Raw genomic sequence first — 25,867 nt, 5'->3', positions numbered from 1 at the left:
AGAAAAAAATGCCCGCATCGAAAGTGCGGGCATTTTTTTGGTCGGTTACTTGGTCGGTTACTTGGTCGGTTACTTGGTCGGTGCTGGACCTTGTGGGAGCGAGCTTGCTCGCGATGCCGTCGGCACCTTCAACATGGATGCAAGCTGACCCACCGCTATCGCGAGCAAGCTCACTCCCACAAGGGATTCGTGTAGACGCTGCGCTCAGTCGGCTGCCGACTCCAAGCCAACGTTGAACTGCAACGCCGCCAACCGCGCATACAGCGCATTACTCGCCACCAACTCCTGATGAGTGCCCACGGCGACCACCCTGCCCTGGTCCATCACCGCGATCCGGTCGGCATTTTTCACCGTGGCCAGGCGGTGGGCGATGACCAGGGTGGTGCGGTTTTTCATCAGGCTGGGCAGGGCTTGCTGGATGAGGTGTTCGCTTTGTGCATCGAGCGCGCTGGTGGCTTCGTCCAACAGCAGGATCGGCGCGTCGATCAGCAGTGCCCGGGCGATGGCCAGGCGTTGGCGCTGACCACCGGACAAACCCAGGCCGCCATCGCCCAGATGGGTCTGGTAGCCATCCGGCATTTTCTCGATGAAGTCATGGGCGTGAGCGATCCGCGCCGCTTCGCGCACCTGTTCGTCGGTGGCTTGCGGATTGCCGTAGCGAATATTTTCTTCCACCGTACCGAAGAACAGTGCCGGGCTCTGCGAGACCAGGGCGAAGTGACGACGCAGGTCCAACGGGTCAAGCAAGGTCAGCGGCACACCATCGAGGTATATCTGCCCCTGCACTGGATCGTAGAACCGCAGCAGCAGGTCGTACACGGTGGATTTGCCCGCCCCGGACGGACCGACCAGCGCGACGGTTTCGCCAGCGTTGACGCTCAGGTCCAGGCCATCGACCGCATAGCTTTCCGGCCGCGACGGGTAGGAAAACCGTACACCTTCAAGGCGCAGGTCGCCCCTGACCCGCTGCGGCAACGTGACAAGGCCCGTCGCCGGCGGCTGGATGATGTTTTGCGAACGCAGCAACTCGGCAATTCGCTCAGCGGCGCCGGCCGCCCGCTGCAGCTCGCCGATCACTTCGCTGAGCGTACCGAAAGCGCTCCCGACAATCAGGCTGTAGAACACGAATGCCGCCAGCTCACCGCCGGAAATGCGCCCGGCGATCACGTCCATGCCACCGACCCAGAGCATTACGCCCACCGCACCCAGCACCAGAACGATCACCAGAGTAATCAACCAGGCACGCTGGGCGATGCGCTTGCGGGCAGTGTCGAAGGCCTGCTCCACGGTAGCAGCGAAACGGTGCTCGTCCTGGACCTGGTGGTTATAGGCCTGCACCGTCTTGATCTGGCCGAGGGTTTCGGAAACGTAACTGCCGACATCGGCGATGCGGTCCTGGCTTTCGCGGGACAGGCTGCGCACTCGCCGGCCAAAGACCAGGATCGGCGCCAGCACCAGCGGCAGCGCAATCACCACGATGCTGGTGAGCTTGGGATTGGTGACGAACAGCAGCACGATGCCTCCGACCACCATCAGCGCGTTGCGCAGAAACAGTGACAACGACGAACCGATCACCGATTGCAGCAGCGTGGTATCGGCGGTCAGGCGTGACTGGATTTCCGAACTGCGGTTGTTTTCATAGAACCCGGGATGCAGATACACCAGGTGGTTGAAAACCTGTCGGCGGATATCGGCCACCACCCGCTCGCCAATCCACGACACCAGGTAGAAACGGGCAAACGTACCGACCGCCAACCCCGCCACCAGGACCATGAACAACCCGATCGATTGATTGAGCAGATGCGGCGAGCGCGTCATGAAACCCTGATCCACCAGCAACCGGATACCCTGCCCCATGGACAAGGTAATGCCGGCGGTGACGATCAGGGCCAGCAAAGCGCCAAAGACCTGTTTGCGGTAAGGAGCAATGAAGCCGCTGGCCAGGCGTATGGCACGGCGTTGTCGGGAAGAAAGCATCGAGGGCATCCGATAATGCAACGGGAAAAGGAGTCGGTCACGAGCACCGAAACGCAGCGGAACCAATTTGAGTCAGGATGAGTCAGGTTAGATATGACCGCCAAGATCAGGCTCTAGATGTTATCGGTCTAAAGTCTGGCTGGAAATGCGTCAGCGTTTCTGGTTGAGTGGAGCTGTCGCCGTGAACCTTCAAGGAGTGTCATGGCTCGGTCACCTGGCGACATTACTATAGGCACGCAACCTGATGAGGAGACAGGCCATGTCCTTGCAACACAGCAGCGAAGACAAGATTCAAGTGATCCGCACGCAACCGGACCAGTCCTTGGGCTGCTCGTTCATCGATGCCCAAGGGCGCGAAGTACCGATCACCGAAGACATGATCCAGAAAGCCTGCAGCGAACTGGAAAAACGACTGGTCAAACCTGCCGAACAAAAGTGATACAGCCCGTCTTCAGCTGAACCCGACCTTGATGTCGGGTTTTTTATGCCTTTGATTTGCCGCCTTGCGGGGTGAAGGAGCTTGCTCCGGCTGGACAGTTGCAGTCGGCGACTGCTTCGCAGCCGAGCGGGAGCAAGCTCCCTCGCCACAAGGCGCTCTATGCTCAAGCAATGGTGGCGCCCAGGGCTGCCACGATATTTTCCAACGTCGGCGATTGCCCTTCGATCCGCACCTTCAAGCTGTCGATTTCCCGGCGTGGCGGATAATGCTTGCGCAAGGCATCAAAGGCGCTACGTTGCTCGCTGTCGGTGCCGATAAGGCTGCGGCGAAAGTCCGCATCGTCACGGCGCGGGTCGTAAACGCTCCGGCACAACGCCGCCAGGGCCCAGGCCGGGTCGGTGGCGGCATCCAGCGTGAGGCCGGCGAGCCACGGCCGTGGCAACAGCTCGGCCAGGCTGACTTCCACCGGCCGCTGCAGGAATCCGCACAAGGCTTCATAAATCTGCGCCGTGCCACGCTGGCGACCGTCAAGGCTATAGCCGGCGATGTGCGGAGTGGCGATCACGCAGAGGTCGGCCAGATCGACGTCGACTGTCGGCTCCCGCTCCCAGACATCCAGCACCGCTTGCAGATCTTCACGCTCCAGCAGCACCTCGCGCAGCGCCATGTTGTCGATGACCGGGCCGCGCGCGGCGTTGATCAACCAGGTCCCCGGCTTGAGGTTGTTCAATCGTTGCTCGTCGAAAAGGTGCCAGGTCGGTTGCTCGCCATCGCGGGTCAGGGGTGTGTGCAGGCTGATCACATCGCACTGCTCGATAATCTGCTCCAGGCTCAGATAATCGCCGCCTTCGGCAGCCTGACGCGGCGGATCACAGACTTTCACGACCCAGCCCAGGTCTTTGAGTACCTTGATCAATCGCCCGCCCACCTGCCCCGCGCCGACGACGCCAAAGGTGCGCTGCGCAAGATCCGCGCCTTCGATTTCCGCCAGGGTCATGAGACTGCCCAGCACATAGTCCACCACACCGCGGGCGTTACAGCCCGGGGCACTGGCCCAGCGGATGCCGGCTTCGGCGAAATATTCCAGGTCCAGGTGATCGGTGCCGATGGTGCAGGTCCCGACAAAACGCACCTTGCTGCCTTCCAGCAGCGCCCGATTGACCTGGCTGACCGAACGCACCAGCAGCACGTCAGCCTGCTCGACCAACGCCCGGTCGATGCCCCGCCCCGGCACCCGGCGGATTTCACCAAAACCTTGAAAAAACGCATCGAGCAAGGGAATGTTTTCGTCGGCAACGATCAGCATGGCAAAGCTCCTTTGGCGGGGTGGGCAGTGTAGGCGTTCCGGTTGCTTCGCGCATTACCAGGAGCGAGCAGTACCATTGTGGCGAGGGAGCTTGCTCCCGCTGGCCTGCGAAGCGGGCCCAAAATGCCAGCGACTGCTGCGCAGCCGAGCGGGAGCAAGCTCCCTCGCCACGAAAGCTGCCGTACTGCCCGATTACAAATCCCCAACACAGGTTTTTTCCTGACCGATGCGTCAAGGCGTAGAATTCGCCGCCTTGCGCTTAATATTTTCGGATGCTTGCCCTGTGAATCCTGTGATCGACACCGCCACCACTCTCTCCCGCCCGGCCCGGGTGCGCCTGGAGCTCAAGACCCTGCTGGCCCTGGCCCTGCCGATCATGGTGGCGCAATTGGCGACCACCGCCATGGGCTTTGTCGACGCGGTGATGGCCGGCCGGGTCGGGCCGCGGGATCTCGCGGCGGTGGCGCTGGGCAACTCGATCTGGGTTCCGGTATTCCTGTTGATGACCGGCACGCTGTTGGCTACCACGCCGAAGGTGGCCCAGCGTTTCGGTGCCGGTACGTTTGAACAGATCGGTCCATTGGTGCGTCAGGCATTGTGGCTGGCACTCGCGGTGGGGCTGATCGCAACGTTGGCGCTGCTCAGCGCCGAACCGATCCTGCATGTCATGAAAGTCGATCCCGAACTGATCGGCCCTTGCATGGAATACCTGCGCGGCATCGGCAGCGGCCTCCCGGCGGTGGCAATCTATTACGTGCTGCGCTGCTTCAGCGACGGCCTGGGGCGTACGCGACCGGCGATGGTGCTGGGGCTGTGCGGGCTGGCCCTGAACATTCCGCTCAACTACATCTTCATCTATGGACACCTGGGCGTCCCCGCCATGGGCGGTGTCGGCTGCGGCTGGGCCACGGCCATCGTGATGTGGTTCATGGCGGCGGGCATGGCCGCCTGGACACGCTGGGGCCCGATCTATCAATCGAGTCAGCTGTTCAGCCGTTTCGACTGGCCGCAATGGTCGGTCATCAAGCGCCTGCTCGGCATCGGCCTGCCGATCGGCATCGCGGTGTTTGCCGAATCGAGCATCTTCGCGGTCATCGCCCTGCTGATCGGCAGCCTCGGCGCCACGGTGGTGGCCGGACACCAGATCGCCCTGAATTTCAGCTCGCTGGTGTTCATGATCCCCTATTCCCTGGGCATGGCCGTGACCGTACGGGTCGGCCAGGCGCTGGGGCGTAGCCAGCCTCGGGAAGCGCGCTTTGCGGCGGGTGTCGGCATGGCCACGGCCCTGGCGTACGCCTGCCTGTCGGCGAGCCTGATGTTCGCGTTGCGTGGGCCTATCGCGGCGATCTATACCGCCGACCCCGTGGTGATCGAAGTGGCATCGATGCTGATCGTCTACGCGGCGCTGTTTCAGTTTTCCGATGCCATCCAGGTCACGGCGGCGGGCGCGTTGCGCGGTTACCAGGACACCCAGGTGACGATGATCCTGACGCTCTTCGCTTACTGGGGCATCGGCTTGCCGGTGGGTTACGCCCTGGGCCTGACCGACTGGCTCGGCACCGCCAGCGGCCCAAGCGGATTGTGGCAGGGTTTGATCGTGGGATTAAGCTGCGCGGCGTTGATGCTGTCAATCCGACTGACGCGCAGTGCCCGCGGGCAGATTCGCCTCAGTCGCTCGACGGGTTAAGCGAGCTTCTTGCGGATCCAGTAGCGGTAGGTGCCGTCCACTTCATCCTGGCTGACCAGTTCGTGATCGAGAAACACGCAAAACTTGGGGATATCACGGCGAGTTGACGGGTCGGTGGCAATGACTTTCAGCAGTCCGCCGGGGGCCAGGTCACGGATATGCTGATGCAGCATCATCACCGGCTCCGGACAGTTGAGGCCGGTGGCGTCCAGCGTGCCGTCGACCGGCGTTTCGTTCATTTCACTCATGTTCTACTCCTGAAACTGGCCGCCATTGTCGCGCAATGTCGGCGCTCTTAACAAATGCGCATCCAACTGTGGCGAGGGAGCTTGCTCCCGCTCGGCTGCGCAGTAGTCGTCGCTCTTGGAATCCGACAGGGCATTGGGGTCGCTTCGCAACCCAGCGGGAGCAAGCTCCCTCGCCACAAAGGCTGGCTCTTTGGCTTTAGCGAGACTTCGGCTTCTTGCTATCCAGCCGCCGCAGATGGCACGTCACTTCCTCACGGTCGTGATACAGCTGCTTGCAGCCAATCTCGACCTTGATACCCCGGGCCTTGAAACCCTCGGCGATGCGTTCGAGCAGACGCTTCACCTCGGCGTAACGCTGCTTCATCGGCAGTTTCAAGTTGACCACCGCTTCACGGCAATGTCCCTCGCCAATCCACTCTTCCAGCATCGCCGCATTGCGCGCGGGTTTTTCGACGATGTCACAGACCATCCAGTCCACCGGCTGCTTGGGCTTGAACGTGAAGCCGTCCGCCATCAAGTGCTGCACCAGGCCGGTGTCCATCAGGCTTTCAGCCATCGGACCGTTGTCGATGGCCGTCACCAGCATGCCCCGGTTGACCAATTGCCAGGTCCAGCCACCCGGCGCGGCGCCGAGGTCCACGCCGGTCATGTCGCTGTGCAGCCGCTCGTCCCATTGGTCACGGGGGATGAAATGGTGCCAGGCCTCTTCGAGTTTGAGGGTCGAGCGGCTCGGCGCTTCCCGAGGGAATTTAAGCCGCGGAATACCCATCGGCCACATTGCCGAATTGTCGGCTTCCGCCAGGCCAAGGAACACTTCGCGGCCACTCTTGAACGTCAGCAGCAGGCGCGGCTTGTGCGGGTCGTCCACCAGCTTGCCGGCGCCACTCAAGGCCTTGCGCAACGGACCTTCGAATTTCTTGCAGAAGTTCGACAGCTCTTTGCCGTCGTTGGTATCGACCACTTCCAGCCACAGGCTGCCGCACGTCGGGAAAGCCGCCAGATGGGCGAGGATGACGCTGATGCGGTCGGTCTCCGGCAACTCGATGAACGAGCCACGCGCCCACTGGCGCGGGAAAATCAGCTCGGCAAAGCGCTGTCCACGCATCAGCCGCTCGGCGCCGTCTTCTTCAGTGCAGACGAATTCGGCGCAGGCGCTGGCCGGCTTGGCCTTGGCGTAGCCGGCCACGTTCAGCCGCGCGGCATGTTCGGCGATCTCGGAACAGACCTCGCCTTCGAAGCCCGGTCGGCAGTGCATAAAAAGCGTGTTCATTGAAACTCCGTAGCAAAGCCTGTCACGAAAACCGCCGCATGATAGCGGAGTTCGGAACCGCGAACCTGTCCATAGAGTCCAGTGATTAGTCATACGCTCAAAACAGGGCTAGGTTAAAGGCTCTGTCCGTTCCGTCAGTCCGTAGCCGTGCGGACTCAAAGGAGTGATTTCAATGCCGTCCCTCGATAGCCTGAAAACCCTTAAAACATTGCAAGTCGACGCCAGGACTTATCACTATTTCAGCTTGCCGGACGCCGCGCGAAGCCTCGGTGATCTGGATAAACTGCCGATGTCCCTCAAGGTGCTGCTGGAAAACCTGCTGCGCTGGGAAGATGAAAAAACCGTCACCGGCGCCGACCTCAAGGCCCTGGCCGGTTGGCTCAAGGAGCGCCGCTCCGACCGCGAAATCCAGTATCGCCCGGCGCGGGTGCTGATGCAGGACTTTACCGGCGTGCCCGCCGTGGTCGACCTGGCCGCCATGCGCGCCGCCGTGGAAAAGGCCGGAGGCGATCCCCAGCGAATCAACCCGTTGTCACCGGTCGACCTGGTGATCGACCACTCGGTGATGGTGGACAAATTCGCCAGCCGCCAGGCCTTCGAGCAGAACGTCGACATCGAAATGCAGCGCAACGGCGAACGTTATGCCTTCCTGCGCTGGGGCCAGAGTGCCTTCGACAACTTCAGCGTGGTGCCACCGGGCACCGGCATCTGCCACCAGGTGAACCTGGAATACCTCGGTCGCACCGTCTGGACCAAAGAGGAAGACGGCCGCACCTACGCCTTCCCGGACACGCTGGTCGGCACCGATTCTCACACCACGATGATCAATGGCCTCGGCGTGCTCGGCTGGGGCGTCGGCGGGATCGAGGCGGAAGCGGCAATGCTCGGCCAACCGGTATCGATGCTGATCCCCGAGGTTGTCGGCTTCAAGCTCACCGGCAAGCTGCGCGAAGGTATCACCGCGACCGACCTGGTGCTGACCGTCACGCAGATGCTGCGCAAGAAGGGTGTGGTGGGCAAATTCGTCGAGTTTTATGGCGACGGTCTCGCCGACCTGCCCCTGGCCGACCGCGCCACCATCGCCAACATGGCCCCGGAATACGGCGCCACGTGCGGTTTCTTCCCGGTGGACGATGTAACGCTGGATTACTTGCGCCTGTCCGGGCGCCCGGCGGAAACCGTGAAACTGGTGGAAGCCTATTGCAAGGCCCAGGGCCTGTGGCGTCTGCCCGGCCAGGAACCGGTGTTCACCGATACGCTGGAACTGGACATGGGCAGCGTCGAGGCCAGTCTCGCTGGCCCCAAGCGTCCCCAGGACCGGGTCTCGCTGCCGAATGTCGGCCAGGCCTTCAGTGATTTCCTCGGCCTGCAGATCAAACCCACCAGCAAGGATGAGGGCCGCCTGGAAAGCGAAGGCGGCGGAGGCGTCGCGGTAGGCAATGCCGACCAGGTAGGCGAAGCCGAGTACGAATTCGATGGCCAGACCCATCGCCTGAAAAACGGCGCGGTGGTGATTGCCGCCATCACCTCTTGCACCAACACCTCCAACCCCAGCGTGATGATGGCCGCCGGGCTGGTGGCAAAAAAAGCCGTGGAAAAAGGCCTGACACGCAAGCCCTGGGTCAAAAGCTCCCTGGCGCCTGGCTCCAAGGTAGTGACCGACTACTACAATGCCGCGGGCTTGACCGAGTACCTGGACAAACTCGGCTTCGACCTGGTGGGCTACGGCTGCACAACCTGTATCGGCAACTCCGGCCCTCTGCCCGACCCCATCGAAAAAGCTATCCAGAAAGCCGACCTGACCGTGGCTTCGGTGCTGTCGGGTAACCGCAACTTCGAGGGCCGGGTGCATCCACTGGTGAAAACCAACTGGCTGGCCTCGCCGCCGTTGGTGGTCGCCTACGCCCTGGCCGGCACCGTGCGCATCGATATCAGCAGCGAACCGCTGGGCAACGACCGGGACGGCAATCCGGTCTACCTGCGCGACATCTGGCCAAGCAGCAAGGAAGTAGCCGACGCCGTGGCCCAGGTCGACACCAGCATGTTCCACAAGGAATACGCCGCCGTGTTCGCCGGTGACGAACAGTGGCAAGCCATCGAAGTGCCGCAGGCGGCTACTTATGTATGGCAGGACGACTCGACCTACATCCAGCATCCGCCATTCTTCGACGATATCGGCGGGCCGCCACCGGTGGTCAGGAATGTCGAGGGCGCGCGCGTCCTTGCGCTGCTCGGAGACTCGGTGACCACCGACCATATCTCGCCAGCCGGCAATATCAAGACAGACAGCCCTGCCGGCCGTTACTTGCGCGAGCAAGGCGTGGAACCGCGGGACTTCAACTCCTACGGTTCGCGACGGGGCAATCACCAGGTGATGATGCGCGGCACCTTCGCCAACATCCGTATCCGCAACGAGATGCTCGGCGGCGAAGAAGGCGGCAATACGATCTATATCCCCAACGGCGAAAGAATGTCGATCTACGATGCGGCCATGTTGTACCAGGCCACCGGCACGCCTCTGGTGGTCATTGCCGGGCAGGAATATGGCACCGGTTCGAGCCGGGACTGGGCGGCCAAGGGTACCAACCTGCTGGGCGTGAAGGCCGTGATCGCCGAAAGCTTCGAACGCATCCACCGCTCCAACCTGGTGGGCATGGGCGTGCTGCCGCTGCAATTCAAGCTCGATCAGAATCGCAAGAGCCTGAACCTCACTGGCAGGGAGACCCTTGATATCCTCGGGCTGAGCGATGCCGAGCTGACGCCGCGCATGAACCTGCCCGTGGTCATCACCCGTGAGGATGGCAGCCAGGAGCGGATTGAAGTGTTGTGCCGGATCGACACCTTGAACGAAGTGGAATATTTCAAGGCTGGCGGGATCCTGCATTTTGTCCTGCGGCAATTAATTGCAGGATAAAAAAAGAAGCGTCCTACGAAAACACCGCCTCTTGAGGGCGGTGTTTTCGTTTGGGTCTGCCTATAATCCCGCCGGCCCCGACAGCCTCGAATGTTTCCGCCCCAAAGGACTCCACATGCTCTCCCTACCCTGGCCGTACCTGGCCCTTCTCTCGATCGGTTATGGCCTGGCCCTCGCGTACGGCCATCTGGCCTGGACTGCCATCATCTCGGTCGCGCTGCTGCTGTTCGCCGGGTACGCGGTTCGCCAGCGGCAGACGCCGGTCGGGCAGTTTCTCGGGCATTGCCTGTTCATCGTCCTGGCGGTCGCGTTGGCATTGCATTGGATGCCGGGTTTCTTCAACGGCCGGGCGATCGCGGCGCAACGTTTGAGCGATGACGCCGTGCGGTTTGCGATGTATCTGAACCAGGACAAGCCCCTGATCGGTTTCTGGCTGTTGCTGGCGTGCCCCTGGATCGTTGGCCGCCGCTCGTTTCGTGGCGCGGTCTACGGCACGGCCCTGGGTCTTGCGCTAAGCGCGATAATGGCCTTGGGCGGGGCCATGTTGCTGGGCATGATCCATTGGGCACCGAAGTGGCCGGACCAGGCCTGGATCTGGGTGCTCAACAATCTTTTGTTGGTGACCTTGGTCGAGGAAGCACTGTTTCGTGGCTACATCCAGGGCGGCCTGAGCCGACGCTTCGAACATCTGCGCCATGGCGACAACCTCGCATTGCTGCTGGCCTCGCTGCTGTTCGGCCTGGTGCATGCCGGTGCCGGCTGGCAGTGGATATTGCTGTCGGGGCTGGCCGGGATCGGTTATGGCCTCGCCTATCGGTTTGGCGGCCTGGGCGCGGCGATTGCCACACATTTCGGCCTCAACCTGCTGCATTTCGCCCTGTTTACTTACCCGATGCTGGCGTGACGCCGCCGGGCAGAATTTTTTCAACAAAAAGCTGACGGTGCCGACAACCTTTCAAAGCCTTGCGGACTACACCACCATGCGTAACAACCAACCTATTACACAGCGCGAAAGGACCTTCCCGGCCCAGCAGAGATTGATTTCCACCACCAATACCAAGGGTGTGATCACCTACTGCAACGACGCGTTCGTTGAGATCAGTGGGTTCTCGAAGGAAGAGCTGATCCATGCGCCGCACAACCTGGTACGCCATCCCGACGTTCCGTCGGCCGTGTTCGCCCACATGTGGGACACGCTGAAACAAGGCTTGCCATGGATGGGCATCGTCAAGAACCGCTGCCAGAACGGTGACCATTACTGGGTCAACGCATACGTCACGCCGGTATTCGAAGGCAATCAGGTGGTCGGCTATGAATCGGTACGGGTCAAACCCAGCGCCGAGCAGATCTCCCGAGCCGAAGCGCTTTATCAACGCATCAACCAGGGCAAGGCCGCGGTACCCGGCAGCGACAAATGGCTGCCGATCCTGCAGGACTGGCTGCCATTCATCCTGGTCAGCCAGTTGAGCTTCGTCGTCGGCGCGTTCCTCAATTCTTCCTGGGGCTTCGCCCTGGCAGCCCTGCTGTCGGTGCCGTTGGGGTTGATGGGCCTGCAATGGCAGCAACGCGGGATCAAGCGCCTGCTGCGCCTGGCCGAGCAGACCACCTCCGATCCGTTGATCGCGCGGATGTATACCGACAGCCGTGGTGTCCAGGCACGCCTGGAAATGTCGATCCTCAGCCAGGAAGCACGTCTCAAAACCTGCCTGACCCGCCTGCAGGACACCGCCGAACATCTCAACGCGCAAGCGCGGCAGTCCAATTCCCTGGCCCACGACAGTTCCACTGGCCTGGAGCGTCAGCGGGTGGAAACCGAGCAGGTGGCCACCGCCGTCAATCAGATGGCCGCGACCACCCAGGAAGTCGCCAGCCACGTGCAGCGCACCGCCGATGCCACCCAGGAGGCCAATCGCCTGACCAGTCGCGGTCGTGACATTGCCGGAGAAACCCGTGAAGCCATCGAACGCCTGTCGGTGGTAGTGGGCGAGACCGGGCAGACCGTGACCCAGCTGGCCAAGGACAGCGACGAAATCGGTGGTGTGGTCGACGTGATCAAGGGCATCGCCGACCAGACCAACCTGCTGGCGCTCAACGCCGCCATTGAAGCGGCCCGCGCCGGTGAAATGGGCCGCGGCTTTGCCGTGGTGGCCGACGAAGTAAGGCAACTGGCCCAGCGCACCAGCGAATCCACCGGGCAGATCCATGCCCTGATCGCCAAGCTTCAACAGACCGCCAACAACGCCGTACAGACCATGGATGCTGGCCATCGCCAGGCCGAAGAAGGCGTGGCGCGGGTCATGGAAGCGGACCAGGCGCTGGTCGGGATCAGCGAAGCGGTGGCCCACATCACCGACATGACCACCCAGATCGCGGCTGCCACCGAGGAGCAGAGCTCGGTGGCCGAGGAGATCAGCCGCAACATCAGCAACATCTCGGAACTGGCCGACCAGACCTCGGGACAGGCCCACAGCTCGGCGCTGCTCAGCGAAGAACTGACTCGAACGGCCAATACCCAGTATTCGTTGGTGGAGCGGTTCAACCGCTGATTTGGATTGGAAGACTGAAAACCCGGACAGCGACAGCTTCCGGGTTTTTTCTTGTCTGAAAGATCGCTTTCGCGAGCAGGCTCGCTCCCGCCCTGGATTTGCAGCGTTCACTCCCCTGTGGGAGCGAGCCTGCTCGCGAAGAGGCCGGAACAATCAGCATCAGTCTTGGAAAAGAAACCCAGCCACTCTCTGCGCCGCCGCCTCCAGATGCTGCTCGTGACTGAACCCCGAAGCCTTCAGCGGCTTCAAGTCATGATCCCCGGCCGCCAACCACAGCACTTCGATGCCAGGTGACAAGGCATAACCTTCGACCGCCTCACGATTACCCAGCGCATCCCGCTCGCCCTGGACAATCAGCGCCCGGGTGTTCAACGCCGCCAAATGTTCGACCCGCGGTTTCTCCGGTTTGCCCACGGCATAGAAGGGATACCCGAGGCACACCAGCGCATCGGCACCCAGCTCATCGGCCACAAGGCTTGCCATGCGCCCGCCCATGGATTTTCCGCCAATCGCCAGCCGCCCAGCGACATAGGGTCGCACCGTGGCGTAGACCTCACGCCAGCATTCCAGCAGCTTAGGCGCCGGGTTGGGTGGGCGCTTGCCGCCGTCCAGGCGCCGTTGGGCCATGTAGGGAAACTCGAAGCGCAACACATTGATGCCTTGCGCGGCAAGGCGCGCGGCCATTTCGTTCATGAAGCCGCTGTCCATCGGCGCACCCGCACCATGGGCCAAAATCAGCGTCGGCGATTCGGCGCCAGCACCGGGTTTCGCGGCTGTCCACAACCAGCCGCGCTCGGTCACGCATCGCGCCCATTGATCCCCGTCAATACTGGCCTTGTGCTTTTTGTTCATGCTTGCCTCGCTTTCAGTCTGCCTATAACTCCAGGCGAAGAACGCTGCACCTGCCCTGCGCGGGCGCGCACTTCGGCTGAACCGTGGATGGGGAACCATGAACACTTCAATCAGTACCGCCTACAACTACAAGGTGGTCCGCCAATTCGCCATTATGACGGTGGTGTGGGGCATCGTCGGCATGGGCCTCGGGGTTTTTCTCGCGGCCCAATTGGTCTGGCCACAGCTCAATTTCGATTTGCCCTGGACCAGCTTCGGCCGCCTGCGCCCACTGCACACCAACGCGGTGATTTTCGCCTTCGGCGGCTGCGCCCTGTTCGCCAGTTCGTTCTACTCGGTGCAACGCACCTGCCAGACCCAGCTGTTTGCGCCGAAACTCGCCGCGTTCTGCTTCTGGGGCTGGCAACTGGTGATCCTGCTGGCGGCCATCAGCCTGCCACTGGGCTACACCAGTTCCAAGGAATATGCCGAGCTCGAGTGGCCAATCGACATTCTCATCACCATTGTCTGGGTCGCCTACGCCATCGTGTTCTTTGGCACCGTGGCCAAGCGCAACACCAAACACATCTACGTCGGCAACTGGTTTTTCGGCGGTTTCATCCTGACCGTGGCGCTCCTGCACATCGTCAACAACCTGGAACTGCCGGTGAGTCTCACCAAATCCTACTCGGTGTATGCCGGCGCCACGGACGCGATGGTGCAGTGGTGGTACGGGCACAACGCCGTGGGCTTTTTCCTCACCGCCGGTTTCCTCGGGATGATGTATTACTTCGTGCCGAAACAGGCCGAGCGCCCGGTGTATTCCTATCGCCTGTCCATCGTCCACTTCTGGGCGCTGATTACCCTGTACATCTGGGCCGGCCCGCACCATCTGCACTACACCGCCCTGCCGGATTGGGCGCAGTCGCTGGGCATGGTGATGTCGCTGATCCTGCTGGCGCCCAGTTGGGGCGGCATGATCAACGGCATGATGACCCTCTCGGGGGCCTGGCATAAATTGCGCAGCGACCCGATCCTGCGCTTTCTCGTGGTATCCCTCGCGTTCTACGGCATGTCGACCTTCGAAGGCCCGATGATGGCGATCAAGACCGTCAACGCCCTCTCCCATTACACCGACTGGACCATCGGCCACGTACACGCCGGTGCACTCGGCTGGGTGGCGATGATTTCCATCGGTGCGCTGTACCACATGATCCCGAAAGTCTTCGGCCGGGCGCAGATGCACAGCATCGGCCTGATCAACGCGCACTTCTGGCTCGCGACCATCGGTACCGTGCTCTACATCGCCTCGATGTGGGTCAACGGCATCGCCCAGGGCCTGATGTGGCGAGCGGTGAACGAGGACGGCACGCTCACCTACTCCTTCGTCGAAACCCTGGTGGCCAGCCATCCCGGCTTCATCGTGCGGTTGGCGGGCGGGGCGATCTTCCTCGCCGGCATGCTGCTGATGGCCTACAACACCTGGCGCACCGTGCGGGCCTACCAGCCAGCCGAAGCCGCCGCTGCCGCGCAGATGGCTTGAGGAGTCCGCCATGAAACACGAAACAATCGAAAAAAACGTCGGCCTGCTGATGCTGCTGATGGTCCTGGCCGTGAGTGTCGGCGGCCTGACCCAGATCGTGCCGCTGTTCTTCCAGGACGTGACCAACAAACCGGTGGACGGCATGAAGCCCTACACCGCTCTGCAGCTTGAAGGCCGCGATATCTATATCCGCGAAGGCTGCGTCGGCTGCCACTCGCAGATGATCCGTCCGTTCCGCGCCGAAACCGAACGTTACGGGCACTACTCCGTCGCTGGCGAAAGCGTCTGGGACCACCCCTTCCTGTGGGGTTCCAAGCGCACCGGCCCGGACCTGGCCCGGGTCGGCGCGCGCTACTCCGATGACTGGCATCGCGCCCACCTGTACAACCCGCGCAACGTCGTCCCCGAGTCGAAAATGCCGGCCTACCCATGGCTGGTGACCCAGGCGGTCGACAGCAGCCACACCGAAGGCAAGCTGCGCGCCATGCGCACCCTCGGTGTGCCGTACAGCGACGACGACATTGCAGGCGCGACAGCCTCGCTCAAGGGCAAGACCGAGATGGACGCACTGGTGGCCTACCTGCAAGTGCTCGGCACTGCCATCAAGAGCAAGAGGTAAGCGCGATGTTCCTTGAAATGAGCACTGGAATGATTCGCGGCCTGGGCACGGTCGTGGTGTTTGTGGCCTTCATCGGCCTGACCCTTTGGGTATTCAGCAGCAAGCGCGGCCCGGAATTCGCCCAGGCGCGCCTGCTGCCGTTCGCCGACGAGCCGCCCGCTGACGCTACCCCCCAAGACCCCGCACCAAGGAGTACCCGGTCATGAGCACTTTCTGGAGTACGTGGATCTGCGTACTGACCCTCGGCAGCCTCATCGGCCTGACCTGGTTGCTGATCGGCACCCGCAAGGGCGAAACCAAGGGCAGCGTCGACCAGACCATGGGCCACAGCTTCGACGGCATCGAGGAGTACGACAACCCATTGCCGCAATGGTGGTTCCTGCTGTTTGCCGGCACCCTGGTGTTCTCCGTCGGCTACCTGGTCCTGTATCCCGGCCTGGGCAACTGGAAAGGTATCCTGCCCGGCTACGAGAATGGCTGGACCGGCGCCCACGAATGGGAAAGGGAAATGGCCAGGGCCGACGCCAAGTTCGGGCCGATCTTCGCCAAATTCGCCGCAATGCCGGTGGAAGAGGTTGCCAAGGACCCGCAAGCCTTGAAAATGGGGGGCCGCCTGTTCGCCTCCAACTGCTCGGTCTGCCATGGCTCGGACGCCAAGGGCGCCTTCGGCTTTCCGAACCTGGCCGACAGCAACTGGCGCTGGGGCGGCACTGCCGAGACCATCAAGGCAACCATCATGGGCGGTCGCATGGCGGCAATGCCGGCCTGGGGTGAAGTGCTGGGGGACGCCGGGGTCAGGAACGTCGCCGCCTATGTGCGCCACGACCTGGCTGGCCTGCCTCTACCGGCCGACAGCGGTGCCGACCTGCAAGCCGGCCAGCAAGCCTTCAACACCACTTGCGTGGCTTGCCACGGCGCCAACGGCCAGGGCACCGAAGCCATGGGCGCGCCGAACCTGACGCAACCGGCCGGTTTCATCTACGGCACCAGCCTGGCGCAGTTGCAGCAGACCATCCGCCATGGCCGTCAGGGCCATATGCCGGCGCAGAATGAACTGCTCGGCAACGACAAGGTGCAACTGCTCGCCGCCTACGTCTACAGCCTTTCCCACGGCGCCGGTACCGAGCGCCTGCAAGCTGAACGCGAAGGCGAATAAATCCTGTCCGTTTGATCAGTCGCATTCATCCGGATGCGGCTGATCCATGTCATTGCGCGACGCATTGTCGCACCCTTCCAAGGTCTTCCTTTCGGTTCGCTGCAATCGCGTCTAAGCTTGCCCCAAAGCATGTGGGCGACTGCCGGGACCTGGTCGAGCCGACCCGATGTGTTTGCCGCTCGTTCGATAAAAACCCCGCGAAGTCAGGTAGATACCGACGGTTGCGAGGACACCTGGGCATCCCCCGAACGCAGCGTTTGAACACACCCCGTTACAACCGACCCGCCCCCCTCGCCTCGTACATTTGACGCGACAATTTGTCGGGGGCGATTTTTGTCCCTACGCGGCGCATGGAAAGGCCGCAGAATCAGCGTTGGAAAGCATTGACGCAGGTCATGGCGCGTTGCAATGACCCCCCGCTTTCTCCATACTTGCGGCCGATTTTTATCCTAATAAAATACCCAAACCGTGGAACCTTAGAATGAGCACAGCAATCAGTCCGACTGCTTATAACTATAAGGTAGTCCGCCAGTTCGCCATCATGACGGTGGTCTGGGGGATCCTTGGCATGGGGCTCGGTGTCTTCATCGCCTCGCAACTGGTCTGGCCGGAGTTGAACTTCGATCTGCCATGGACGACATTTGGACGCCTGCGCCCGCTGCACACCAACCTGGTGATCTTCGCCTTCGGTGGCTGTGCGTTGTTTGCCACCTCCTACTACGTCGTGCAGCGAACCTGCCAGACGCGACTGATTTCCGACAGCCTCGCCGCCTTCACCTTCTGGGGTTGGCAAGCGGTGATCGTCGGCGCGATCGTGACCTTGCCAATGGGTTTCACCACCACCAAGGAATACGCGGAACTGGAATGGCCCCTGGCTATTCTGCTCGCCATTGTCTGGGTGACCTACGGTCTGGTGTTCTTCGGCACCATCGTCAAGCGCAAGACCAAGCACATCTACGTCGGCAACTGGTTCTACGGTGCATTCATCGTCGTGACCGCCATGCTGCACATCGTCAACCACGCGTCGCTGCCGGTCAGCTTCTTCAAGTCCTACTCGGCCTACTCGGGCGCGACCGACGCGATGATCCAGTGGTGGTACGGCCACAACGCCGTGGGCTTCTTCCTGACCACCGGCTTCCTGGGGATGATGTACTACTTCGTGCCGAAACAGGCCGAGCGTCCGATCTATTCCTATCGCCTGTCCATCGTGCACTTCTGGGCGCTGATCACCCTGTACATCTGGGCCGGTCCGCACCACCTGCACTACACCGCGCTGCCGGACTGGGCGCAATCCCTGGGCATGGCAATGTCGATCATCCTGCTGGCGCCAAGCTGGGGCGGCATGATCAACGGCATGATGACCCTGTCGGGCGCCTGGCATAAGCTGCGCACCGACCCGATCCTGCGCTTTCTGGTGGTATCCCTTGCGTTCTACGGCATGTCGACCTTCGAAGGTCCGATGATGGCGATCAAGACCGTCAACTCCCTGAGCCACTACACCGACTGGACCATCGGCCACGTACACGCCGGTGCGCTCGGCTGGGTCGCGATGATCTCCATCGGCGCCATCTACCACATGATCCCGAAACTGTTCGGTCGTGCGCAGATGCACAGCACCGGCCTGATCAACGCGCACTTCTGGCTCGCCACCATCGGTACCGTGCTCTACATCGCCTCGATGTGGGTCAACGGCATCACCCAGGGCCTGATGTGGCGCGCGATCAACGACGACGGCACCCTGACCTATTCGTTCGTCGAAGCACTGCAAGCCAGCCACCCCGGTTTCATCGTCCGTGCCCTGGGCGGCGCGTTCTTCGCCAGCGGCATGCTGCTGATGGCCTACAACGTGTATCGCACCGTTCGTGCCTCTGACCCGGTTGAAGCAGAAGCCGCCGCCAAGATCGCCGTAGTTGGAGCTCACTGATGAAGCACGAAGCAGTAGAGAAGAATATCGGCCTGCTGGCCTTCTTCATGGTCATCGCCGTCAGCATTGGCGGCCTGACCCAGATCGTTCCGCTGTTCTTCCAGGATGTCACCAACAAGCCGGTCGAAGGCATGAAGCCGCGCACCGCCCTTGAACTGGAAGGCCGCGACGTCTACATCGCCAACGGTTGTGTCGGCTGCCACTCGCAGATGATCCGTCCGTTCCGTGCTGAAACCGAACGCTACGGTCACTATTCCGTTGCCGGTGAAAGCGTCTGGGACCACCCGTTCCTGTGGGGCTCCAAGCGCACCGGTCCGGACCTGGCCCGCGTCGGTGGTCGCTACTCCGATGACTGGCAGCGTGCGCACTTGTACAACCCGCGCAACGTAGTGCCTGAATCGAAGATGCCGGCCTACCCGTTCCTCGTAGAAAACAAGCTCGACGGCAAAGACACCGCCAAGAAAATGGAAGTCCTGCGCGCCCTCGGCGTGCCCTACACCGACGAAGACATCGCCGGAGCCAGGGATGCCGTGAAAGGCAAGACTGAAATGGACGCGCTGGTGGCCTATCTGCAAGGCCTGGGCACCATCATCAAAAGCAAACGGTGATCTGGATGGATATCGGGATGATTCGTGGCCTGGGCACCGTCGTCGTGATGGTGGCCTTTATCGGCCTGGCCCTGTGGGTGTTCAGCCCCAAGCGCAAGTCGGAGTTCGAAGACGCGACCTTGCTGCCGTTCGCGGATGATCCCGAAGCCATCAAGCACGTCGAGCAAGCTTCTAGGAGTAACAAAGAATGACTACGTTCTGGAGTCTGTACGTCACAGTCCTCAGCCTGGGAACGATCTTCGCCCTGACCTGGCTGCTGCTGTCGACCCGCAAGGGCCAGCGCAGCGAAGCCACCGAGGAAACGGTTGGCCACTCCTTCGACGGGATCGAGGAGTACGACAACCCGCTGCCGAAATGGTGGTTCATGCTGTTCATCGGCACCATCGTGTTCGCCCTTGGTTACCTGGTGCTCTACCCTGGCCTGGGCAACTGGAAAGGCCTGCTGCCAGGCTATAACTACCTGGACACTGAAAAGCAGACATCTTTCGCCAACGGACAGACCGGCTGGACCGGCGTGCACGAGTGGGAAAAGGAAATGGCCCGCTCGGATGCCAGGTTCGGTCCGATCTTCGCCAAGTTTGCCTCCATGCCGATTGAAGAAGTCGCCAAGGACCCGCAGGCCCTGAAGATGGGTGGCCGCCTGTTTGCCTCCAACTGCTCGGTCTGCCACGGCTCCGACGCCAAGGGCGCCTACGGCTTCCCTAACCTGACCGACGCCGACTGGCGCTGGGGTGGCGAGCCAGAGACCATCAAGACCACCATCATGGGCGGTCGTCATGCCGTCATGCCGGGCTGGGCTGCCGTGGTTGGCGAACAAGGCGTCGCCGACGTGGCTGCCTATTTGGTAACCAGCCTGCACAGCCGCAAACTGCCAGAAGGCGCCAAGGCCGATCCGGCCAACGGCCAGAAGCTGTTCGCCGCCAACTGCGTGGCCTGCCACGGCCCCGCCGGCAAAGGCACGCCCGCCATGGGCGCACCCGACCTGACGCACCCGGCCGGTTTCATCTACGGTTCGAGCTTCGCTCAGTTGCAGCAGACCATCCGCTACGGTCGCCAAGGCCAGATGCCGGCCCAGGCCGATCTGCAGGGCAACGACAAGGTCCACCTGTTGGCTGCCTATGTCTACAGCCTGTCCCACGGCGAAAAGGCTCCGGCTGCTGACGCTCAGTAAGGCAAGCAGCTGATACACGAAGGCCCCGCCAATCACATTGGCGGGGCCTTTTTTGTCCGCAGGGAAACATGCTGCACCTGTTCACCCTTGCTTGCATCCGGCGCCGGTAGTAACGTGCCTACATTCACACTCAATGGGGACGCCGCCGTGTCCATCACCACCATTTCCAGCCGCGAGTTCAACCACGACACAAGCGGTGCCAAAAAAGCTACCCGAGAAGGCCCGGTCATCATCACCGACCGTGGCAAGCCGGCCCATGTGCTGCTAAGCATTGAGGAGTACCAGAAACTGACCGGCGCTGGCACCAGCATCGTCGAGTTGCTGGTCATGCCCGATGCGCCGGATATCGACTTCGATCCCGAGCGCGCCGTCATCACGCCCCGCTCGGTGGACCTGTCCTGAATGTTCCTGCTCGATACCAACGTCATCTCGGAGCTGCGCAAGCCCCAGGCCGATAAAAACGTACAAGCCTGGGCGCGCAGTGTCCCCGCTCCCAGCCTGTATGTTTCGGCCATCACCGTGTTGGAACTGGAAACCGGAGTCTTGCGCTTTGAGCGCAAGGACCCGGCGCAAGGCAGCCGTTTGCGTGCATGGCTGAATAACCACGTCATGCCCGCGTTTGCCGGCAGGATCCTCGCGGTCGACCGCGCCGTGGCCCTGCGTTGCGCCCGCCTGCATGTCCCGGACCGCAGCAATGAGTGCGATGCGCTGATCGCCGCCACGGCGCTGGTCCATGGGCTGACCGTGGTAACCCGCAACGTGGCGGATTTCAGAAGCAGCGGCGTGGCGCTGATCAACCCATGGGTTAGCTAGCCAAGCAACAGATGCGCGCGCCGGAAACCATGACATGGCTATAGTCAATTGATCTGGGTCATGAGTTGTTACATCCGCTACACCATTCGGCGCCGACGCCCAACGCGACCAAAGGTCGCACGCTTGAGCCAGAGCGACAGGCGTATCATTGCGCCATTGCAACACCCTTTCTGACCGCGGTCGGCACGTACTGGCCTCGGCATTTTTCCACTGCCGTGGGATGCAATTGATGAGCAACCAGATTCCGGTACATGACGTTACCCCGCCTGCCAAGGACGCCAACAAAAGCGTCGACCTCTATGCCTCTCGGGAAAAAATCTACACCCGCGCCTTCACTGGCCTGTTTCGCAACCTGCGCATGGTTGGCGGGGCGGTTCTGTTCCTGCTGTATTTCGGTACCGTCTGGCTGAACTGGGGCGGTCATCAGGCCGTCTGGTGGAACCTGCCGGAACGCAAATTCTTTATTTTCGGCGCGACCTTCTGGCCCCAGGACTTCATCCTGCTCTCGGGGCTGCTGATCATCGCGGCCTTCGGCCTGTTTTTCATTACCGTCTATGCCGGTCGGGTCTGGTGCGGCTATACCTGCCCACAAAGCGTATGGACGTGGATTTTCATGTGGTGCGAAAAGGTCACCGAAGGCGACCGCAACCAGCGCATCAAGCTCGACAAAACGCCCATGAGCGCCAACAAATTCCTGCGCAAGTTCGCCAAGCACAGCCTGTGGCTGCTGATCGGTTTTGTCACGGGCATGACCTTCGTTGGCTACTTCACCCCGATCCGTGAGCTGGTCTTCGAGTTCTTCACCGGCCAGGCCGATGGCTGGTCGTATTTCTGGGTCGGTTTCTTCACCCTCGCCACCTATGGCAACGCCGGCTGGCTGCGTGAGCAAGTGTGCATCTACATGTGCCCGTACGCCCGCTTCCAGAGCGTGATGTTCGACAAGGACACCCTGATCGTCTCCTACGACCCGCGTCGCGGCGAAGCCCGGGGCCCGCGCAAGAAAGGCATCGACTACAAGGCGCTGGGCCTGGGGGACTGCATCGATTGCACCATGTGCGTCCAGGTCTGCCCTACCGGCATCGACATCCGCGACGGCCTGCAGATCGAATGCATCGGCTGCGCAGCCTGCATTGATGCCTGCGACAACATCATGGACAAGATGGATTATCCCCGCGGCCTGATCAGCTACACCACGGAACACAACCTCTCGGGGCAGAAAACCCATAAACTGCGCCCGCGCCTGATCGGTTATGCCCTGGTGCTGCTGGCAATGATCAGCCTGTTGGTGACCGCGTTCTTCATGCGCTCGCTGGTGGGTTTCGACGTCAGCAAGGACCGCGTGCTGTACCGCGAGAACGCCGAAGGCCGGATCGAGAACGTCTACAGCCTGAAGATCATGAACAAGGACCAGCGTGACCATACCTACGTGCTGGAAGCCACCGGTTTGCCTGATCTGAAGCTGCAGGGTAAACGGGAGATCAAGGTCGCGGCCGGTGATATCTACAGCCAGCCGGTAGAGCTATCCAGCGCACCGGAACAATTGCCGTCCAGCACCAATGAGGTGACCTTCATCCTCAAGGATGCCGATGACGACAGCGTCCATGTTGAAGCCAAGAGCCGGTTCATCGGCCCACAGACTCGTTGAGAGAAATGCACATGCCTGCAGCAACCGCCACCAGCCCTTGGTACAAGCACCTCTGGCCGTGGATCATCATCGGGATCCTCGCTTGCTCGGTGACGCTGAGCCTGACCATGGTGACCATCGCGGTGAAGAACCCGGACAACCTGGTCAATGACAACTATTACGAAGCCGGCAAGGGCATCAATCGCTCGCTGGAACGCGAACTGCTGGCCCAGACCCTGCAGTTGCATGCCAACGTGCAATTGGACGACCTCACCGGTGAAGTGAGCCTGCGCCTGAACGGCAACAGCCGGCCCCAGACCGTGGAGCTGAGCCTGATCTCCCCAACGCAGCCGGAGAAAGACCGCAAGATCCTGTTGACCCGCAACGACAGCGAACCAGGACGCTACGTCGGCCAACTGGCGGACAAGATCGAAGGTCGGCGTTTTGTCGAATTGCTGGGTGTGGAACACGATCGGACCTGGCGCTTGTTCGAAGAAGAACAGATCAGCCACGGCCAGGACATCCAGCTTGGCGACGAGCCGCTGCAAGGCGCTGAAGACCTGAAAAAGTAGACCGCTGTTGTGTGGCGAGGGAGCTTGCTCCCGCTGGGGCGCAAAGCGGCCCCGCTTTTTAATCCAGGCATTCCTCAGGCGTATTGTTGTACTCAGACTGCGACTGCTTCGCAGCCGAGCGGGAGCAAGCTCCCTCGCCACAAAAAGGTTTTCACGCGACAACATGACCACTCCACAGCCCTGCTACCACTGCGCCCTGCCCGTCCCGCCCGGCAGTCGCTTCACCGCCGTTGTCCTCGGTGAGACCCGCGAGCTGTGTTGCCCCGGTTGCCAGGCGGTGGCCGAAGCGATCGTTGCCGGCGGCCTTGAGCATTATTACCAACACCGCAGCGAAGCGTCGGCCAACCCACAAACCCTGCCCGTTCAATTGACCGACGAGCTGGCGTTGTACGATCGCCCCGATGTGCAGCAATCGTTCGTCCGCCATGAAGGTGAGCTGGCCGAAACGACTCTGCTGATGGAAGGCATCAGTTGCGCCGCCTGCGGCTGGCTGATCGAAAAGCAATTGCGCAGCCTGCCGGCCGTGGCCGAGGCGCGGTTGAACCTGTCGAACCACCGCCTGCACGTACGCTGGGCCGACGCGCAACTGCCGCTGAGCACGCTGCTCGCCGAACTGCGCCAAATCGGCTATGCCGCGCACCCGTACCAGGCCGATCAGGCCAGCGAGCAGCTCGCCGCGCAAAACCGCCTGGCCCTGCGTCAATTGGGCGTGGCCGGGTTGCTGTGGTTCCAGGCAATGATGGCGACGATGGCGACCTGGCCCGAATTCAACATCGACCTGAGCCCGGAGATGCACACCATCCTGCGCTGGGTCGCACTGTTTCTCACCACGCCTATCGTGTTCTACAGTTGCGCGCCGTTTTTCAAAGGTGCGCTGCGAGATTTGCGCACCCGCCACCTGACCATGGACGTTTCGGTGTCCTTGGCCATCGGCGGCGCCTACGTCGCCGGGATCTGGACCTCCATCACCGGGGTGGGCGAGCTGTACTTCGATGCGGTCGGCATGTTCGCCCTGTTCCTGCTCGCCGGCCGCTACCTGGAACGCCGGGCCCGGGAGCGCACTGCTGCGGCCACCGCCCAACTGGTCAACCTGCTGCCAGCGTCGTGCCTGCGCCTGGACGAGCGCGGCCAGAGCGAACGCATCCTGCTCAGCGAACTGCGCACCGGTGACCGGGTGCTGGTCCAACCCGGAGCGATCCTGCCCGCCGATGGCACGATTCTCGACGGCCAGTCCAGCGTCGACGAATCGCTGCTGACCGGCGAATACCTGCCGCAACCGCGCCAGGCAGGCGACGCGGTAACGGCAGGCACGCTCAACGTCGAAGGCGCCCTGACGGTCGAGGTACGGGCGTTGGGACAGGACACGCGGTTATCGGCCATCGTGCGCCTGCTGGAACGGGCCCAGGCCGAAAAGCCACGACTGGCGGAAATCGCCGACCGCGCCGCCCAATGGTTCCTGCTGTTCTCCCTGGTCGCAGCGGCGGCCATCGGCCTGTTGTGGTGGCAGCTGGATGCTTCGCGTGCGTTCTGGATCGTCCTGGCGATGCTGGTCGCGACCTGTCCTTGTGCGCTGTCCCTGGCGACACCAACCGCTCTGACAGCTGCCACCGGAACCCTGCACAAACTCGGCCTGCTGCTGACGCGTGGTCATGTGCTGGAAGGCCTTAACCAGATCGACACGGTGATTTTCGACAAGACCGGCACCCTCACGGAAGGTCGCCTGGCGTTACGCGCCATCAGGCCATTGGCCGCCCTCGACGGTGATCAATGCCTGGGCTTGGCCGCGGCCTTGGAAAACCGTTCGGAACACCCCATCGCCCGAGCTTTTGGTCGCGCACCGTTGGCCGCCGAACAGGTACACAGCAGCCCAGGGCTGGGACTCGAAGGCCTGGTCGCCGAACAACGCCTGCGCATCGGCCAGCCCGGTTTTGTCTGCGGACTGAGCGGCTCGGCCGTACCGCCGATGCCGGACGAACCCGGACAATGGCTGTTGCTGGGCGACTACATCGGGCCACTGGCCTGGTTTGTCCTCGATGACCGCCTGCGCGCTGATGCGCCGGCGCTGCTCGCCGCCTGCAAGGCGCGGGGCTGGCGTACGCTATTGCTCTCCGGCGACAGCTCGCCGATGGTGGCCAGTGTCGCCGCCGAGCTGGGCATCGACGAGGCCCGCGGCGGCTTGCGTCCGGACGACAAGCTGGCCGTGCTCCAGCAGTTGCACCAGCAGGGTCGCAAGGTGCTGATGCTCGGTGATGGCGTGAATGACGTGCCGGTGCTGGCGGCGGCGGACATCAGTGTCGCCATGGGTTCGGCCACCGACCTTGCCAAGACCAGCGCCGACGCAGTGCTGCTGTCCAACCGCCTGGATGCCCTGATTCATGCATTCAGCCTGGCCCGGCGTACCCGCCGCGTGATCATAGAGAACCTGCTCTGGGCAGGGCTGTACAATGGCCTCATGTTGCCGTTCGCCGCCCTCGGCTGGATCACGCCGGTGTGGGCCGCGATCGGCATGTCCATCAGTTCGTTGACCGTGGTGCTGAATGCCTTGCGGCTGACCCGCCAACCGCAAGCGCAGGTTGGCGAAACCACGCCCGATACCCGTCCGCTGCCGGCCTGAGCCGC

At 62.1% G+C, this 25,867-nt stretch carries 23 protein-coding genes; 18 read left to right on the top strand and 5 right to left on the bottom strand.

Translation table 11 applies throughout. The annotated features are described in order from the left end of the window. Positions 1–204 precede the first annotated feature (204 nt). Positions 205–1,986: an ABC transporter transmembrane domain-containing protein gene (locus tag J3P84_RS09695; protein ID WP_434629722.1), complete on the bottom strand. Its 1,782-nt coding sequence runs from the start codon at positions 1,984–1,986 to the stop codon at positions 205–207. 250 nt (positions 1,987–2,236) lie between these two features. Between J3P84_RS09695 and J3P84_RS09690 the strand changes: the two genes are divergently transcribed. Continuing rightward, positions 2,237–2,416 (top strand): PA1571 family protein, encoded by a 180-nt coding sequence (locus tag J3P84_RS09690; protein ID WP_123341965.1) that lies wholly within the window; start codon positions 2,237–2,239, stop codon positions 2,414–2,416. A 163-nt stretch (positions 2,417–2,579) separates the two neighbouring features. Here J3P84_RS09690 and pdxB read toward each other — a convergent pair whose 3' ends face one another. Further along, positions 2,580–3,722, bottom strand: a complete 1,143-nt coding sequence (pdxB, locus tag J3P84_RS09685) for a 4-phosphoerythronate dehydrogenase PdxB (protein ID WP_434629719.1) — start codon at positions 3,720–3,722, stop codon at positions 2,580–2,582. A gap of 283 nt (positions 3,723–4,005) precedes the next feature. Here pdxB and J3P84_RS09680 point away from each other — a divergent pair, with 283 nt between their 5' ends. Continuing rightward, a complete protein-coding gene (locus J3P84_RS09680) occupies positions 4,006–5,409 on the top strand; it encodes an MATE family efflux transporter (protein ID WP_434629716.1) in 1,404 nt (467 codons plus the stop codon). On the opposite strand, the gene tusA is transcribed toward J3P84_RS09680, so the two are convergent. Then, positions 5,406–5,657, bottom strand: coding sequence for a sulfurtransferase TusA (tusA, locus tag J3P84_RS09675; protein ID WP_305499973.1), 252 nt, complete (start codon positions 5,655–5,657; stop codon positions 5,406–5,408). The genes J3P84_RS09680 and tusA overlap by 4 nt on opposite strands. A 196-nt stretch (positions 5,658–5,853) precedes the next feature. Then, a complete protein-coding gene (gene rlmM, locus J3P84_RS09670; protein ID WP_434629712.1) occupies positions 5,854–6,927 on the bottom strand; it encodes a 23S rRNA (cytidine(2498)-2'-O)-methyltransferase RlmM in 1,074 nt (357 codons plus the stop codon). A gap of 172 nt (positions 6,928–7,099) precedes the next feature. On the opposite strand from rlmM, the gene acnA reads away from it, so the two are divergent. From acnA to J3P84_RS09655, 3 genes are all read left to right on the top strand, one after another. Continuing rightward, positions 7,100–9,841, top strand: coding sequence for an aconitate hydratase AcnA (gene acnA, locus J3P84_RS09665; protein WP_434629709.1), 2,742 nt, complete (start codon positions 7,100–7,102; stop codon positions 9,839–9,841). Between the two features lie 115 nt (positions 9,842–9,956). Then, the gene (locus J3P84_RS09660) at positions 9,957–10,745 is read left to right on the top strand and encodes a lysostaphin resistance A-like protein (protein WP_434629706.1); all 789 of its coding nucleotides are present in this window, start codon (positions 9,957–9,959) and stop codon (positions 10,743–10,745) included. Between the two features lie 76 nt (positions 10,746–10,821). Continuing rightward, positions 10,822–12,387: a methyl-accepting chemotaxis protein gene (locus J3P84_RS09655; RefSeq protein WP_434573002.1), complete on the top strand. Its 1,566-nt coding sequence runs from the start codon at positions 10,822–10,824 to the stop codon at positions 12,385–12,387. A gap of 159 nt (positions 12,388–12,546) precedes the next feature. Here the strand turns inward: J3P84_RS09655 and J3P84_RS09650 are convergent, their stop codons facing one another. Beyond that, positions 12,547–13,239, bottom strand: coding sequence for an alpha/beta family hydrolase (locus J3P84_RS09650; RefSeq protein ID WP_434629703.1), 693 nt, complete (start codon positions 13,237–13,239; stop codon positions 12,547–12,549). Between the two features lie 97 nt (positions 13,240–13,336). Here J3P84_RS09650 and ccoN (J3P84_RS09645) point away from each other — a divergent pair, with 97 nt between their 5' ends. The 13 genes from ccoN (J3P84_RS09645) to J3P84_RS09585 all read left to right on the top strand — a co-directional run bounded on the left by ccoN (J3P84_RS09645) (position 13,337) and on the right by J3P84_RS09585 (position 25,862). Beyond that, a complete protein-coding gene (ccoN, locus tag J3P84_RS09645; RefSeq protein ID WP_305499963.1) occupies positions 13,337–14,761 on the top strand; it encodes a cytochrome-c oxidase, cbb3-type subunit I in 1,425 nt (474 codons plus the stop codon). A gap of 10 nt (positions 14,762–14,771) precedes the next feature. Then, positions 14,772–15,380 carry a cytochrome-c oxidase, cbb3-type subunit II gene (gene ccoO, locus J3P84_RS09640; RefSeq protein WP_434572998.1) on the top strand — a complete coding sequence of 203 codons (609 nt, stop codon included), beginning with the start codon at positions 14,772–14,774 and terminating at the stop codon, positions 15,378–15,380. Between the two features lie 5 nt (positions 15,381–15,385). Next, complete coding sequence (locus J3P84_RS09635) at positions 15,386–15,586, top strand: cbb3-type cytochrome oxidase subunit 3 (protein ID WP_305499961.1); 201 nt, start codon at positions 15,386–15,388, stop codon at positions 15,584–15,586. Continuing rightward, entirely contained in the window at positions 15,583–16,536 is a 954-nt protein-coding gene (ccoP, locus tag J3P84_RS09630; protein WP_434629698.1) for a cytochrome-c oxidase, cbb3-type subunit III, read from the top strand. The genes J3P84_RS09635 and ccoP (J3P84_RS09630) overlap by 4 nt, the downstream gene beginning before the upstream one ends. 481 nt (positions 16,537–17,017) lie before the next feature. Next, positions 17,018–18,460: a cytochrome-c oxidase, cbb3-type subunit I gene (ccoN, locus tag J3P84_RS09625; RefSeq protein WP_186636610.1), complete on the top strand. Its 1,443-nt coding sequence runs from the start codon at positions 17,018–17,020 to the stop codon at positions 18,458–18,460. Further along, positions 18,460–19,068 carry a cytochrome-c oxidase, cbb3-type subunit II gene (gene ccoO, locus J3P84_RS09620; protein ID WP_305499959.1) on the top strand — a complete coding sequence of 203 codons (609 nt, stop codon included), beginning with the start codon at positions 18,460–18,462 and terminating at the stop codon, positions 19,066–19,068. The genes ccoN (J3P84_RS09625) and ccoO (J3P84_RS09620) overlap by 1 nt, the downstream gene beginning before the upstream one ends. A gap of 5 nt (positions 19,069–19,073) precedes the next feature. Continuing rightward, complete coding sequence (locus J3P84_RS09615) at positions 19,074–19,259, top strand: CcoQ/FixQ family Cbb3-type cytochrome c oxidase assembly chaperone (protein ID WP_003175465.1); 186 nt, start codon at positions 19,074–19,076, stop codon at positions 19,257–19,259. Beyond that, positions 19,256–20,239: a cytochrome-c oxidase, cbb3-type subunit III gene (ccoP, locus tag J3P84_RS09610; RefSeq protein WP_434629694.1), complete on the top strand. Its 984-nt coding sequence runs from the start codon at positions 19,256–19,258 to the stop codon at positions 20,237–20,239. Before J3P84_RS09615 ends, ccoP (J3P84_RS09610) begins: the two co-directional genes overlap by 4 nt. Before the next feature lie 147 nt (positions 20,240–20,386). After that, positions 20,387–20,641, top strand: a complete 255-nt coding sequence (locus J3P84_RS09605; protein ID WP_434631250.1) for a type II toxin-antitoxin system Phd/YefM family antitoxin — start codon at positions 20,387–20,389, stop codon at positions 20,639–20,641. Next, on the top strand, positions 20,642–21,052 hold the full coding sequence (locus J3P84_RS09600; RefSeq protein ID WP_434629691.1) for a type II toxin-antitoxin system VapC family toxin: 411 nt from the start codon (positions 20,642–20,644) through the stop codon (positions 21,050–21,052). It begins immediately after the preceding gene. Between the two features lie 229 nt (positions 21,053–21,281). Then, positions 21,282–22,697 (top strand): cytochrome c oxidase accessory protein CcoG, encoded by a 1,416-nt coding sequence (gene ccoG / locus J3P84_RS09595; protein WP_434601329.1) that lies wholly within the window; start codon positions 21,282–21,284, stop codon positions 22,695–22,697. Positions 22,698–22,708: 11 nt separating this feature from the next. After that, a complete protein-coding gene (locus J3P84_RS09590; protein ID WP_434629688.1) occupies positions 22,709–23,248 on the top strand; it encodes a FixH family protein in 540 nt (179 codons plus the stop codon). Positions 23,249–23,411: 163 nt separating this feature from the next. Beyond that, the gene (locus J3P84_RS09585; protein WP_434629685.1) at positions 23,412–25,862 is read left to right on the top strand and encodes a heavy metal translocating P-type ATPase; all 2,451 of its coding nucleotides are present in this window, start codon (positions 23,412–23,414) and stop codon (positions 25,860–25,862) included. Positions 25,863–25,867: the final 5 nt, after the last annotated feature.

Origin of the sequence: Pseudomonas sp. Z1-29 (genome assembly GCF_051131995.1) — a bacterium.
Lineage (GTDB): Bacteria > Pseudomonadota > Gammaproteobacteria > Pseudomonadales > Pseudomonadaceae > Aquipseudomonas.
The sequence above is the reverse complement of the archived record's forward strand: the minus strand, read 5'-3'. Positions and strand labels throughout refer to the sequence as shown.

Excerpts from the sequence above, each read along its gene's own strand:
- J3P84_RS09585 (WP_434629685.1), top strand. The coding sequence starts at position 23,412 with ATGACCACTCCACAGCCCTGCTACCACTGCGCCCTGCCCGTCCCGCCC.
- J3P84_RS09650 (WP_434629703.1), bottom strand. The coding sequence starts at position 13,239 with ATGAACAAAAAGCACAAGGCCAGTATTGACGGGGATCAATGGGCGCGA.
- J3P84_RS09695 (WP_434629722.1), bottom strand. The coding sequence starts at position 1,986 with ATGCCCTCGATGCTTTCTTCCCGACAACGCCGTGCCATACGCCTGGCC.
- ccoP (WP_434629694.1), top strand. The coding sequence starts at position 19,256 with ATGACTACGTTCTGGAGTCTGTACGTCACAGTCCTCAGCCTGGGAACG.
- J3P84_RS09615 (WP_003175465.1), top strand. The coding sequence starts at position 19,074 with ATGGATATCGGGATGATTCGTGGCCTGGGCACCGTCGTCGTGATGGTG.
- J3P84_RS09600 (WP_434629691.1), top strand. The coding sequence starts at position 20,642 with ATGTTCCTGCTCGATACCAACGTCATCTCGGAGCTGCGCAAGCCCCAG.
- acnA (WP_434629709.1), top strand. The coding sequence starts at position 7,100 with ATGCCGTCCCTCGATAGCCTGAAAACCCTTAAAACATTGCAAGTCGAC.
- J3P84_RS09635 (WP_305499961.1), top strand. The coding sequence starts at position 15,386 with ATGTTCCTTGAAATGAGCACTGGAATGATTCGCGGCCTGGGCACGGTC.
- ccoO (WP_305499959.1), top strand. The coding sequence starts at position 18,460 with ATGAAGCACGAAGCAGTAGAGAAGAATATCGGCCTGCTGGCCTTCTTC.
- ccoN (WP_305499963.1), top strand. The coding sequence starts at position 13,337 with ATGAACACTTCAATCAGTACCGCCTACAACTACAAGGTGGTCCGCCAA.
- ccoO (WP_434572998.1), top strand. The coding sequence starts at position 14,772 with ATGAAACACGAAACAATCGAAAAAAACGTCGGCCTGCTGATGCTGCTG.
- J3P84_RS09655 (WP_434573002.1), top strand. The coding sequence starts at position 10,822 with ATGCGTAACAACCAACCTATTACACAGCGCGAAAGGACCTTCCCGGCC.
- J3P84_RS09660 (WP_434629706.1), top strand. The coding sequence starts at position 9,957 with ATGCTCTCCCTACCCTGGCCGTACCTGGCCCTTCTCTCGATCGGTTAT.
- J3P84_RS09690 (WP_123341965.1), top strand. The coding sequence starts at position 2,237 with ATGTCCTTGCAACACAGCAGCGAAGACAAGATTCAAGTGATCCGCACG.
- ccoG (WP_434601329.1), top strand. The coding sequence starts at position 21,282 with ATGAGCAACCAGATTCCGGTACATGACGTTACCCCGCCTGCCAAGGAC.
- rlmM (WP_434629712.1), bottom strand. The coding sequence starts at position 6,927 with ATGAACACGCTTTTTATGCACTGCCGACCGGGCTTCGAAGGCGAGGTC.
- J3P84_RS09590 (WP_434629688.1), top strand. The coding sequence starts at position 22,709 with ATGCCTGCAGCAACCGCCACCAGCCCTTGGTACAAGCACCTCTGGCCG.
- tusA (WP_305499973.1), bottom strand. The coding sequence starts at position 5,657 with ATGAGTGAAATGAACGAAACGCCGGTCGACGGCACGCTGGACGCCACC.
- ccoN (WP_186636610.1), top strand. The coding sequence starts at position 17,018 with ATGAGCACAGCAATCAGTCCGACTGCTTATAACTATAAGGTAGTCCGC.
- ccoP (WP_434629698.1), top strand. The coding sequence starts at position 15,583 with ATGAGCACTTTCTGGAGTACGTGGATCTGCGTACTGACCCTCGGCAGC.
- pdxB (WP_434629719.1), bottom strand. The coding sequence starts at position 3,722 with ATGCTGATCGTTGCCGACGAAAACATTCCCTTGCTCGATGCGTTTTTT.